12 protein-coding genes and 1 pseudogene are annotated in these 13,029 nt (G+C 40.4%); 11 read left to right on the top strand and 2 right to left on the bottom strand.

Annotated elements, in window-relative coordinates; translation table 11 throughout:
• Position 1: 1 nt before the first annotated feature.
• From V8V91_RS21885 to V8V91_RS21855, 7 genes are all read left to right on the top strand, one after another.
• The gene (locus V8V91_RS21885) at positions 2 to 538 is read left to right on the top strand and encodes a hypothetical protein (protein ID WP_373397204.1); all 537 of its coding nucleotides are present in this window, start codon (positions 2 to 4) and stop codon (positions 536 to 538) included.
• Positions 539 to 558: 20 nt separating this feature from the next.
• Positions 559 to 1,755 (top strand): glycosyltransferase, encoded by a 1,197-nt coding sequence (locus V8V91_RS21880; protein ID WP_373397203.1) that lies wholly within the window; start codon positions 559 to 561, stop codon positions 1,753 to 1,755.
• Positions 1,736 to 2,233, top strand: coding sequence for a GtrA family protein (locus tag V8V91_RS21875; RefSeq protein ID WP_373397202.1), 498 nt, complete (start codon positions 1,736 to 1,738; stop codon positions 2,231 to 2,233). Before V8V91_RS21880 ends, V8V91_RS21875 begins: the two co-directional genes overlap by 20 nt.
• A gap of 87 nt (positions 2,234 to 2,320) precedes the next feature.
• On the top strand, positions 2,321 to 3,073 hold the full coding sequence (locus V8V91_RS21870) for a hypothetical protein (protein WP_373397200.1): 753 nt from the start codon (positions 2,321 to 2,323) through the stop codon (positions 3,071 to 3,073).
• A complete protein-coding gene (locus tag V8V91_RS21865) occupies positions 3,070 to 4,584 on the top strand; it encodes a T9SS type A sorting domain-containing protein (RefSeq protein ID WP_373397198.1) in 1,515 nt (504 codons plus the stop codon). Before V8V91_RS21870 ends, V8V91_RS21865 begins: the two co-directional genes overlap by 4 nt.
• A 237-nt stretch (positions 4,585 to 4,821) precedes the next feature.
• Positions 4,822 to 5,286, top strand: coding sequence for a hypothetical protein (locus V8V91_RS21860; protein ID WP_373397197.1), 465 nt, complete (start codon positions 4,822 to 4,824; stop codon positions 5,284 to 5,286).
• Positions 5,283 to 6,164 carry an ammonium transporter gene (locus V8V91_RS21855; protein ID WP_373397196.1) on the top strand — a complete coding sequence of 294 codons (882 nt, stop codon included), beginning with the start codon at positions 5,283 to 5,285 and terminating at the stop codon, positions 6,162 to 6,164. Before V8V91_RS21860 ends, V8V91_RS21855 begins: the two co-directional genes overlap by 4 nt.
• 87 nt (positions 6,165 to 6,251) lie before the next feature.
• On the opposite strand, the gene V8V91_RS21850 is transcribed toward V8V91_RS21855, so the two are convergent.
• Positions 6,252 to 6,746: a phosphoheptose isomerase gene (locus tag V8V91_RS21850; protein ID WP_074223048.1), complete on the bottom strand. Its 495-nt coding sequence runs from the start codon at positions 6,744 to 6,746 to the stop codon at positions 6,252 to 6,254.
• 466 nt (positions 6,747 to 7,212) lie between these two features.
• On the opposite strand from V8V91_RS21850, the pseudogene V8V91_RS21845 reads away from it, so the two are divergent.
• The 4 genes and pseudogenes from V8V91_RS21845 to V8V91_RS21830 all read left to right on the top strand — a co-directional run bounded on the left by V8V91_RS21845 (position 7,213) and on the right by V8V91_RS21830 (position 12,377).
• Positions 7,213 to 9,719 (top strand): annotated as a pseudogene (locus V8V91_RS21845) (phosphocholine-specific phospholipase C).
• A gap of 101 nt (positions 9,720 to 9,820) precedes the next feature.
• Entirely contained in the window at positions 9,821 to 10,144 is a 324-nt protein-coding gene (locus tag V8V91_RS21840; protein WP_373397194.1) for a hypothetical protein, read from the top strand.
• Between the two features lie 59 nt (positions 10,145 to 10,203).
• On the top strand, positions 10,204 to 10,938 hold the full coding sequence (locus V8V91_RS21835; protein WP_373397193.1) for a TonB-dependent receptor plug domain-containing protein: 735 nt from the start codon (positions 10,204 to 10,206) through the stop codon (positions 10,936 to 10,938).
• Positions 10,938 to 12,377 carry a TonB-dependent receptor plug domain-containing protein gene (locus V8V91_RS21830; RefSeq protein ID WP_373397192.1) on the top strand — a complete coding sequence of 480 codons (1,440 nt, stop codon included), beginning with the start codon at positions 10,938 to 10,940 and terminating at the stop codon, positions 12,375 to 12,377. Before V8V91_RS21835 ends, V8V91_RS21830 begins: the two co-directional genes overlap by 1 nt.
• 75 nt (positions 12,378 to 12,452) lie before the next feature.
• Here V8V91_RS21830 and V8V91_RS21825 read toward each other — a convergent pair whose 3' ends face one another.
• Entirely contained in the window at positions 12,453 to 12,956 is a 504-nt protein-coding gene (locus V8V91_RS21825; protein WP_373400785.1) for a glycosylhydrolase-like jelly roll fold domain-containing protein, read from the bottom strand.
• Positions 12,957 to 13,029 lie beyond the last annotated feature (73 nt).

The raw sequence follows: 13,029 nt of genomic DNA, 5'->3' as shown, positions 1-13,029 counted from the left end.
CATGACTAGATGGATATTCTTGGGCTTTTTGATCATCGTGGGAATCCTCCTTGCCTCTATGGCCAGGTTACAGGAAAAGAATGATGACATTCCTTATTTTCTTCGATATGATTCTCTGGCAGCCAACGCCAACCCAATCATAGAGCTAGAGGTGATTTCTACCCAAGTCCCTACAGAGGAGCAATTGGAAAAATTGAAACAGGACTATGCTGCGATCTGGGCTCATTTAAATCAGCTTTATCAGTACCCCAACCCAAAACCTAGCAAGGAACGATTTACGGAGCGATTCTACCTACATCTTGCAAAAAACTACCAAGAAGGAATTTCTGGCTCCATCCAACGAAAAGATATCAGCCATTCCATTCAGATACATACCTGGTCTAGAGACGGACTCTCTTGCAATATTCTGGACCAAAGTGCCGAATTCAACTTAACATTCCCTGATGGCTCGACAGAGACTCAAACCTCCAAAATTGCCCTGAGCCTATTATTTCAAGGAGACAACTGGAGACTGGATGCCATCCGATTTATAGACTAAAAAATTTAAAAAATACAATCATGAAATTAGCATTTATTACCCCTTACCCTCCAAGTCAAGTGACTTTAAACGAGTACGGTTATCATTTAACCAGAAGCTTTTTGGGCAAAAATGGGATTGAGAAAATCTACATCCTTACCAATAACCTAGAAGATAACGCTGATTATTCACGTTATGCAACCGAAGGTCTGGAAATCATTCCTTGCTGGGATTTCGACAGTTGGTTTACGGTATTGAACCTTCGCAAAAAACTGAAAGAACTTCAGCCAGATGCGGTGATTTTAAATCTCCAGTTCATGACGTTTGGAGCTGGAAAAATCCCGGCTGCTTTGGGCCTCTTGACTCCTTGGATGTGCAAATTGCTTGGCATTCCTTCCGTGACCATTCTTCATAACATCACCGAAACGGTGAACCTGGAGACGATTGGCATGGCAAATAGCAAATTGAAAGGAAAGCTTTTTCTATGGATCGGCGAGCAATTGACGAAATTCATCCTGAAATCGGATTTGGTGGGAGTGACCATCTCCCAGTATGTCACCATCCTAAAAGACAAATACAAAGCGAAAAACGTGATTCTACTTCCCCATGGGAATTTTGAGCTTCCTGAGCGGAATTATGTTCCTGAAGATTCCAAGGAAATTAACCTAATGGCATTTGGAAAATTTGGAACCTACAAGAAAGCAGAGGTCATGATTGATGCCATGGAAATTCTGCAGAAAAAATACCCTCACCTGAAATTCACCTCCACCGTGGCCGGTACCGATAACCCAAATGTGAAAGGATACATCGATGGTTTAAGAAGCAAATATGCTCACTTACCTAATGTGGAATATACTGGCTACATCCCTGAGGAAAAAGTATCTCAGATTTTCTGGGACAGTTCTTTTGTGATTTTTCCTTACACCACAACAACCGGTAGTTCAGGCATTCTTCATCAGGCCGGAAGCTATGGAAGGGCCTGTATTTTACCAAAAATCGATGACCTAGAGCGAGTTGTTGAGGAAGAGGGATACGGGGGAGCATATTTCGAAACCGATAATGCTGAAAGTTTAGCCAAAGCTGTTTCGCACCTCATTGATAATCCTGAAGAGAGAAAAAGCATTGAGGATCAGAATTATAAAGCAGCAAAAGGACTACCAATGGGAGAACTTGCGCAATGGTATTTAAGTCACATTCATAAGCTTTTGGAAAAAAGAAATGATCTCATTACTCAATAAAGGAATAGAAAGCTTTCTGAAGCTTTTCTATCCTATTTTCAAAAAATGGTTGGCATATGATGTCTATGCCTACCTGGCTGTGGGAGCGATCAATACAGCTTTAAACATTGTTCTATTTGCTGTTTTGTATGAGTTTATCCTCCCTAAAGCAGGCTGGCCAATCGGTGGATATAACATCGCTTCCTATACAATCGCCTTGTTTATCGCATTCTTGGCTACTATCCCCACAGGTTTTTGGCTGAGTAAAAATTTTGCTTTTAAAAGCGTTTCAACCGGAAGCAAGAAAACCGCCAAGCAACTATTCAAATACATCTTGGTGGTGGGTCAAGGACTGGGTAGCGATTACCTTATTCTTAAGGGTTTAATCCTATTTTTTAATATGGAGCCTACTGTAGCTAAAATCTTCTCGACTGCAATTGTTCTGACTGTTAATTTTCTTCTTCAAAAGTACTTCACATTCAAAAAATCTGAGGTTTAGTTTTCCAAAAAATGGAATATCAAATCAACTATTCCTAAATACGGAAAATTAAAATTTATTAAGTATTGATTTTCAGCTATTTATAATTTGGCTTCTGAATTGGCATATATCAATAGATTAACAATCAATGTCATGGTGAAAAAGATACTTTACTACATTCGCTTCCTCCTAATCTGGACAATACTAGTCTGTTTAAGTCATAATGCTTTAAGTCAGGAAGTCGATAATAAGAGATGCCCTCAGGTCTATAAACGAAATAATGGGAATGGGCAGCAAGTCACTGAGTTTGCCTCTAATATCAGCCCTGCAAGCATTTATTACTTAAGTGCCCTAACGAAATTTAACCAGGGAAATTTCACCTTTGGTTGGGGAGAGCCAATTTTATATCCGCCCGTAGTCACCAAATCTTGGATTACTACTACCTCAGGCGACAAATATTTGGACTGGGCATTTGGAAACAATACCACCGGAAGTCCATTCAACCCACCAGGGATCCCTTCAGGAATTGAAGTTCAATACACATTCTATCAAAATAACCTTCCTACGGCTGGTTTGATCACGATTGAATTTACGGATCCTCAAGACGGATTGCCACTTTGTACTTGTACTTACCCTTTAACCTCTGGCTCCTCCACAGAAGGTCCATTGATCAATCAGGAAAACTTACGTGTCAGCTCAGGAAGTGACGGCGGATTGGAAAGCAAAAGCTTGGGAACCGCAGTTGTCAATCAAGTTTTTGAGCGATTTTCAAATGGAATCGCCCCTTTGGATTATCGAAAAAAGAAGGTCTTCAAAATTTTAAAAAAGCCAAACTCAATGGCCTACAGCTCTCTTCCTTGATACCAGATGAGCAGGTTTTAGGTTCAGATTTTAAGGGATATATCACCAGTCCCAAGGAATTATTGGGGATGACAAATGCTGAAGAAGTAATCTCTGTAGACTATGTAACCGCCGGAAACAATCTGGCAACTTTCTTTGCCACCAGAACTTCTTCCCATGTCTACGAGCATTCCAAATACGTTTGCGATAGGCTTAAAGGTGCCGAAATCCTTTCTATCGACAGTGTGCAGGTGGGTAAATTCAACTTTATCCGAAGCTTATTGAAACCCATGTCTGGATTAAATGAATATGCGATTTCCTTTTCGGTTGGAATGAATGACAATTCCGATGAACTCCATTTACAATCTGCTTGGCTATTAGAAGAATACGAGAATGAAGAAAGCTTTTATAATTTCCAGTTTTGGAGTGCAGATGGGAAACTTCTTCAATCGATGATTGAAAACGTACTTGCTCAGTTGACCTCTTTTGGAAAACTAAGCCAGACCGTTTCCAAAACCAATCCAAAATTATTTGTAAGTAAAACAGAAAGAGATCTCTCCGATCCTAGCAAAGTTCACCTCACGATTTGGAACAGAACATTTCAAAATTCCGCTAAGCTTCAGCTTACCTCAAAGCCAAATGAAAATGCCGATACTCCAGAAATCAGTACACTAGAGGTTTCCATAAACCCGCTAGGATCCACTAGCTTAACTTTAGATATTCAGGATTATGCAGAGGTTGCCGTTGATCTTTTAAATGAAACCGGTAAAACCGACTATCTCTATCAGAGTGATGGTATCTGGGCACATTATCTTCCTCAGGGAGGACAGCTCCTTCAATACCAAATTCAGAATGAACCCAATAAGGATCATAAAACTGGAGAATACCCCATATTCAGAAATGTGGCATTTGCTTCCTCCGGTTCCGACTATGCCACCGTGTACAAAACCATTAAAGGGGGCGCGATCCCTGCAGATCTAAGCAATTATTCCTATTTGAATTTCAATGCTTCAGGAACTGGAAAAATGACGATTCGATTGGTCAAATCCTCCATCCAAAACTTCAATGCTCATTATAGCTATACCTTTGATTTGCAACAAGAATCTAAATCTTATAGCATTCCATTGGATCGCTTTAGTTCCACGGAATTAAAAGAGAAAGTAAATCTAAATGACTTGGTTATTCTATCTTTTACCGGAGAAAACCAAAAAGACATTGAAATAAACCTGGGTAACATTCGGTTTTCCAATGAAAAAGAAATTTCCCTTTCAAAGAGCAGGGAAATAAACGTATACCCCAATCCTTTTCAAGAGCAGACAAACATCCTCTTTGAATCTCAATTTGGAGGTCAAATGGAATTGGGAATTTATCAACTTGATTCTGGAAATCTGGTAGAACGCCACATCATTGAAACAAAAGCTGGTCAAAACCAACAACAACTTGAATTTGGAAGGGGAATAAAAAAAGGAATCTACATTCTAAAAATTTCATCCAATTTGGAATTACTGACTTCAAAATTACTGGTTCAATAAATGCGTTTTTACCTATGAAAGCATTTACTAAAACCTGTAAAAAGAATTTCATCTCGGTCCTTAAAAAATGACTTCAAGGCATCTGGGGCTAAAATCTATGATAACCCTTTAATTATAAACATATTACAAAACAATACTTTTCATTACTTTATAGTCCCGAATCGATAAATAATGGTTTTTAATTCTGCATTCATCAATTTATTCAGAATAAAAAATTAAAACCATTATTTTTGGGCCATGAATAAAACAGGTATGAAGTTCAAGTGGAAACTTGCCTTCTTGATTACAATTGCAGCACCGGTACTGGGCTTATTTTGGAAGCATGCCAGCCCGGTATTAGAAAATTTTGGAACCGCAGAAGATTTAGTATTTGCAGACATCGCCTGGCTTTTGACGGCCTCCTGTCTGGTACTTTTGATGACCCCTGGTCTCTCTTTATTTTATGGGGGAATGGTTGGTAAGAAAAACCTGATTTCTACCATGCTACAAAGTTTTATTTCCCTTGGTGTCGTAACCATGCTCTGGGTGGTCGTGGGATTTAGCCTTGCATTTGGGGATCAATCGGCATTACCATTGGAGGTGACACCTATGGAATCATTGGGAATCCTTTCCAATATTTATTCTTTGATCAAGTGGCTGAATTGCCTCATAAAGCGCTGGGGAGCACCATTCCATTTATCCTCTTTGCGTTATTTCAGATGAAGTTTGCAGTGATTACTCCAGCAATCATCACAGGGTCTTTTGCAGAAAGAGTAAGGTTTATAGGCTACCTATTCTTCATTGGTATTTTCTGTCTTTTCGTATATGCGCCCCTATGCCATATGGTTTGGCATCCGAATGGACTCATCGGTTCCTATTTCGGAGTGTTGGATTTTGCCGGAGGAACTGTCGTGCATATCAGTGCAGGGATGGCCTCCCTGGCCGGAGCCTTGTTCTTAGGTAAAAGAAACAAACCCCATCATGAGCCTTCTAACATCACCTATGTATTGCTTGGAACCGGAATGCTTTGGTTTGGATGGTTTGGTTTCAATGCAGGTTCTTCGTTCGGGGCAAATGGAACTGCAGCCATTGCATTTGCCACGACGACCATCAGTTCCGCTACTGCGATGATGACCTGGGTTTTATTTGACAGAATACAAGGAAGAAAGATTTCAGCATTACAGGCTTGTATCGGTGCTGTGGTAGGATTGGTCGTCATCACCCCTGCTGCAGGTTACATCACGGTGCCGGAAAGCTTCTTCTTTGGAGCAGTGGGGGCGATCGTTTCAAACCTTGCAATGAATGCCAAATTCCTAAAGAAAATTGATGACACTTTGGACGTTTTTGCTTGCCATGGGATTGGAGGAATTATGGGGATGATTCTCACTGCCATTTTTGCTGGTAAAGAAGGTTCCAGCTTACTCCATGGAGGAATCGGAGTCTTTGCTTCTCACATGGTAGTTTTAATCGGAGTATGTGTATTCTCCTTCGGGATGGGCTATTTGATCTTCTTTGTACTCAATAAATTTGTCACACTCCGCGTTCGCGAGGAATACGAGGAAGTAGGTCTGGATATTTCTCAACATGGAGAATCCATCTAATAGATCAAACTAACATTAGAAAAGTGCCTCAGAGAATGTCTGAGGCACTTTTTTAATGCAAATTATTATGTTACTGACCTCCTTAAATCATCTTCCAAAATCATCCTGAAGGCGGACGATATCTTCTTCATCTGATGGATTTTCGGCATCTGTATGTTGCCAGATTTCAGCCACAACTCCCCAATCCTTCAAGCCAATCAGGCGATGACGTTCTCCTTGTTGAAGCTTGATTTTATCTCCTTTTGATAAATTCTTGATTTCGCTTTCTTCATCCGTCAAACTCGTTGCCACAGCTACTTCCCCTTCAATACATCTCCAAATTTCAGCTCTTCGGAAATGATATTGCCAGCTCAACCTTTTTTCAGGAGCTACCAACAATATTTTTGGACTCAGTTTTTCTGAAATCTTCAAGGCTTCAAAATTCTCCTCTGGAAAAAATTCTTTGGCAAATTGTGCTGCTTGAGATTCGTCAATTACTAAAAATCCACCCCAAGGCCTTTCTCTATCCTCTTTTACAATGGTAAAACCTAATTCGGCCATTAAGCCCTCTGCTTTTTCAAAAACTTCTTCTTTTACTCTCATTCAATTATTGATTTTCTGTAGATCACCTATTGATAAATTCCGAACGATTTCTAAAGGATTCACTACCTGATTCCTACAGTTCCCTCACACTTCTAGCTCTCCTTATTAATCACAAATTCACTTTCCAATACTAACTCGATTCAGTTTCAAAAATTATTTTAAAATCCTTAAAAAATTGGATCAAGAGATTCGGAAAAGCCAGTGGCTATTCACTGGAAGTTCTCGGATTTCTTTGGTTAATGCCCACTAAGATCGCATATCCAATGATTAAATTCAAAAGGTTTACTCACCAAATATGTAAGAATTTAAGGCCAAGCCTGTATCTCAAGGGATTTCATACTATCTTCCCGTTTCTTCATTAGCTAAAAAGAACTCTTTTGATTTTTCACTTTTGATCATGAAAAGCTAACCATTAATTAACCATTTATTTTCCGCCTTAAATCAGGCACCCAAGTAATTTTCCACCATGAAAGAATCAAGGAGAGAATTTCTCAAAAAGACGGCACTTTTAAGTGGAGCCGCGGGACTTTGGCAAGTATTACCAAGTTCTATAGAAAAAGCATTGGCTATCAGTCCTGACCCAGGCACTACTTTTGAAGATGCTGAGCATGTGGTCATGCTGATGCAGGAGAATCGATCATTTGACCATTGCTTTGGAACACTTCGAGGGGTAAGAGGCTACAATGACCCAAGAGCCATTTCCATTCCGGAAAACTTCCAGTTTGGATGCAAGCGGATAGTCAAGGCACCCACTTCCCTCCTTTCCGTTTGGACATTCAGGCCACTAAAGCTACTTGGATGCGTGACATTCCACATTCTTGGGAGGACCAAGTAGATGCTAGGAACCAAGGAAAATACAATGGTTGGATTGAAGCCAAAAGACCAGGAAGGGAAGAATTTAATGAAATCCCCTTGACTATGGGCTATTACACCAGAGAGGACATCCCATTCTACTATGCATTGGCGGATGCCTTTACCGTTTTTGACCAGCATTTTTGTGCAGCATTGACCGGGACCACTACGAATAGAAGTTATTTCTGGACCGGGAAAACCCATGGAGAAAAAGGGGATAAAGCCAAAGTTAGAAATGGAGAAGCAACCTACAGTAAGGAAGTAAATTGGACAACTTTCCCGGAAAGACTAGAACAACTGGGAATCTCCTGGAAAGTGTATCAAAATGAAATCAGCATTCCTTCCTTGGTAGGGGATTCCTCCTTATTGGCAAATTTCACTGACAATAACCTGGAATGGTTTTCTCAATACCATGTGTTTTTTAGCTCTGGATATTATGAGTTTCTGGAGAAGCAACAGCCCATCATTGAACAGGAATTGAGCAATTTCGAAAAGAACGGAATTCCCGAAGGTGCTGGAGAAGGTTATTTGGAAGAAATTGAGAAAAAGCGAGAAGAGCTAAAAATGGTAAAGGAACACTTGGTCAAATACCATCCAGACAATTTTGAAAAGCTCCCTGAATTTGAAAAAAGTATTCATCGCAAGGCATTTGCCAGAAACACAGGGGACAAGGATTTTCAAAAAATCGAACGGATCGATTATTCAGAAAATGGAGAAGAACGAACTGTTTCAGTTCCAAAAGGAGACATTCTCTATCAATTTAGAAAAGATGTGAAAGAGGGGAATTTGCCTGCTGTTACCTGGCTGGTCGCCCCTCAAAAATTCTCTGATCATCCCAGTGCCCCATGGTATGGTGCATGGTATGTATCTGAAGTCATGGATATCTTGACCCAGGATCCTGAAGTCTGGAAAAAAACCATTTTTATTTTGAATTATGACGAAAATGACGGCTATTTTGATCATCAGCCTCCTTTTGTAGTTCCAGACCCAAAGAATCCAGAAGAAGGCATTATTTCAAATGGTGTAAACACCGAGGGAGAATATGTCTACAAAGAAGAGGAAAAAACAGCGGGTTTTAAGGAGGAAGATTGCAGAACCAGCCCGGTTGGCTTAGGGTATAGAGTACCCCTAATCGTCGCTTCTCCTTGGTCTCGAGGTGGATATGTTAATTCTCAGGTATCAGACATTACCTCCACCATCCAGTTTTTGGAAAAGTTCCTAAGCAAAAAGTCAGGTAAAAAGGTTGAGGAGCCCAACATTTCTGAGTGGAGACGTATGGTTTCCGGGGATTTGACTTCTGCTTTTAGACCCTATCATGGGGAACCACTGGAAAAGTTAAAGCCCCTTGATCGAAATGAGTTGATGACTCAAATTCATAAAGCACAATTCAAGTCATTGCCGGATAATTTTATGGCTATTCCAGCTTCTGAAGCTAAAAATTGGGATACAGCTCGATTACAAAAAGAAGGAAGTCTCCCAGTTCAGGAAAAAGGAAGTAGACCCTCCAATCCTTTGAATTATGATCTTCGGGTCAACGGGAAACTCAGCGCTGATAAAAAATCTTTTCAAATCAGTTTTGAAGCCTCTCAAGCTCTCTTTGGAGAGAATTCATGGGGCGCCCCATTTCAAGTGTATGCACCCGGAAAATTCAAAAGCATGGATTCCAAAAATTGGGAAGAAGCACGAGTTTGGCAGTTTGCAGTGAAAGCTGGGGACCAACTGGAATATCTTTGGCCTTTGACTGATTTTGAAGACGGAAATTTCCATCTCAGGGTATATGGGCCTAATGGCTTTTACAGAGAGTTCAAAGGATCCTCGTCTTCATCCATTTTGGAAATTGACATGCAACCCATTCAAATGGGTGGATCCATCAGTAGATCTGTAATCTTACTATTGACCAGTCACTTAGGACCTTCTGCCATTCAAGTCGTAGAAAACAATTATCGAGAAGGAAATTATTCATTCTCATTGGCAACAGGAAAATCAATCCTCAAAGAATTGAATTTTGAATCTTCACAAGGATGGTACGATTTCACCATCAAAGCCGATGGACTGGAAAGCACCTTTGCCGGAAGATTGGAAAATGGAGAAGAAAGTATATCAGATCCGCTCATTTCCTGATTTAAAAACCACCAATACTTTCAAAAGCCTCGTAAGTCACGGGGCTTTTTTATTTGGGACTTGATTCTTTTATCTAGTGATCAATTTTTTACATTTGAAGGATGAAGATTTTATCGGTTTTAATGGCGCTGTTCTCTTTTTGGCTGACAGGCATGCCTTGTTGCAGCATGGAAAACAGTTGTGATTCTACCGAGGTCAACCTAGCATCAGACGTTGGCTCAGAGGAAGACTGCGAGGATCATCTGCCTTGTTCCCCATTCTATTCCTGTGGAACCTGTACTGGATTTTCCTCAGAAAAATTCTCCTTCCCAATTCTTCCCATTTCCGAAGAAATCAAATCCAAACCGATTCTTTTTTGGAAAGCCCCTATTTCAGAGCCACATAGCATGAGAATCGAAAAGCCACCGGGCGATCCAATCTCCTAACTCGCCTCGCTCAAACCGAGCACTTCTCGTCTAGTTACCATACGATCAATCAATCAATCATGCTAAAATATTTATTAGTAGGCATTTCCCTATTTATCTGTCACCTTGCCTATTCCCAAACCGACTACCGAGCTAAAATCAGTGATAAAGACTCGGGAGCTCCTTTAGTTGGAGCTACTATATTGTTAAAAGAACTATCTCTCGGAGCTGTTTCTGATGAAAATGGTTTGATCCTTCTTGAACAAGTACCAGATGGCACCTTTACCTTGGAAATTCGGTACCTGGGGTATGAAACCCTGCGAATCAAACGGACTTTTCCTGTAGGCCCTTCAGAGATGCCAGAAGAATTTTCTCTTGATCATTCTGAGGAAGAGATGGAAGAACTGATTGTTCAATCCAATCGGAGTTCCAGAGTCATAGAGGATGTTCCGACAAGGGTAGAAATCATTGCAGGAGAAGAACTCTCAGAAAAAGGAAACATGAAACCAGGAGATATCCGGATGCTTCTCAATGAAAGTACGGGAATTCAAACTCAGCAGACCTCCGCTACGAGTTACAACTCCAGCATTAGAATCCAAGGTTTGGATGGAAAATATACCCAACTATTGAGAGATGGGCTTCCCTTATATGCAGGGTATTCTTCTGGGTTGAGCCTGATGCAAATTGCCCCATTGGACTTAGCTCAAGTGGAAGTAATCAAAGGAGCCTCCTCTACCCTATATGGAGGAGGAGCCATCGCTGGATTGGTCAATTTGATTTCCAAAAGCCCTCAGGAAGAACCGAATTGTCCGTAATGCTTAATGGCACCTCCGCATTGGGATTAGATGCAAGTGCCTTTTACGCGGCAAAAAAAGGAAAAATAGGCACTACCATTTTCACCTCCTACAACAAAGGAACTGCTTATGATCCTGCAGATATCGGATTGACTGCCATCCCCCAATTCGACCGATGGACCATCAACCCAAAACTTTTCTGGGACATCCATCCCAATTCAAGCTTAACCCTGGGATTGAACTTAATGAAGGAGGATAGATTGGGAGGAAACTTAGATTTTATTAAAGGAGCGGAAGTGTCAAACCCGTATTATGAAAAGAACACCACAGATCGTGTCTCTACTAGCCTGAACTATGATCTTCAACTAAATGAAGCAACTCAATTTCAAGTAAAAAACAGTTACAGCTATTATGACAGAAGCATAGAAATTCCTGATTTCCTGTTTTCGGGAAAGCAATATTCTTCTTTCTCTGAAGTAAATATCAACACCAAAGGAAACCAATCAGAATGGATTGGAGGTCTGAATTTATGGACAGATCAATTCGTCCAAAAAGAAGGAAATGAGAACACTCCCCTTGATTACAATCTGAATACCTATGGGGCTTTTGTCCAAAACCTATGGAATGCATCGGAGCAATGGACTTTTGAAACAGGATTCAGGCTGGATTATCAGAAAGAGTATGGAGTATTTCCCTTACCGAAGCTCTCAGCCATGTACAAACCTACCGATGCACTCACATTTCGACTTGGCGGCGGGTTGGGATATAAATCCCCAACCGTATTTACAGAAGATGCCGAGCGGATTCATTTCCAATATATTTCCCCCATAAATCCGGATCTTTTAGAGGCAGAAAAATCATCTGGAGCCAACCTGGACCTCAATTATAAAGTCGCATTTGGAGAGGAACTATCTTTGGTAGCCAATACCCTTTTATTTTATACCCGCATTCAAAACCCACTCTTACTTACTCCAAAAGGGAATAATTATGAATTTCAACAGCCCACAGGAAACTTGGAGACCAAAGGCCTAGAACTTAACATGAAATGGAATTACAAGGATTTTAAACTATTTGTAGGATATACCTTTGCCGATGTTCATCAACAATACAATGATATTAAATCAACTTATCCCTTGGTGGCAAAACACCGGATCAACAATGTGTTGATGTATGAAAAGCATGAGAATTTTTGGATCGGACTGGAAGCATATTATTTCAGTCCTCAGCAACTGAATGATGGGGAAGAAGGAAAATCCTATTGGATTGTGGGGTTGATGAGTGAGAAAAAATTTGGAGAATCTTTTTCCATATTCCTGAATTTTGAAAATTTTCTGGATTCCCGCCAAACCCGGTTTGACACTATTTACACAGGCAGTATTTCCAATCCTGAATTCAGGGATATTTACGCCCCTGTGGATGGATTTGTGATCAATGGAGGAATCAAATTCAGACTCTTGTAAAATGTGAATCACCTATAACCTTAGATTAAAAATCCCTGGATTCCTCCAGGGATTTTTAAGTTCAAATTGCCATCACTAATCCACTTTTATGATTTTAACCGGCTCCAACAATCCTGATTCCATTAATGGGGAATCTGCCTGGTAAAATGGCATGGTGGTAAAAGTAGATGGATCGGCTTCCGGTTGCGCATCGCCAATGAGTCTATTGACCCAGGTATTGACTACCCTAATTTCTAATTGATTTTCTCCTTGCTTCAAAGCTTTAGTGATGTCCAGTTTGAATGGGGTTTTCCATACAATCCCCAGATTCTGTCCATTTAGGATTACTTCTGCGAGATACTTTACAGATCCCAAATCCAACTCATATTTTGCCTCACTCTCTTTTTCGGCAAGATTAAAAATGTTCGTATAATTAGCAGTTCCAGAATAGTATTTGATTTCTTGATCTTCATTGGTTGACCAGGAAGTCAAGGTCGAAAAATCTTTAACTAGTCCTCCAAAATCCACTTTCCAGGGTCCAGTCACTTTTTGAACCTCCGTTTCATTTTTCTCTGCAAAAGTGATTGAATTGACGGCCAAATCTCCTTCAAAAACGATGAAAAAAGCACCCCAAGACTCAAAATCCAATGGGATTTCAGTCCTTCCTCCTATT

Origin of the sequence: Algoriphagus halophilus, assembly GCF_041729275.1 — a bacterium.
GTDB lineage: Bacteria > Bacteroidota > Bacteroidia > Cytophagales > Cyclobacteriaceae > Algoriphagus > Algoriphagus halophilus_A.
The sequence above is the reverse complement of the archived record's forward strand: the minus strand, read 5'-3'. Positions and strand labels throughout refer to the sequence as shown.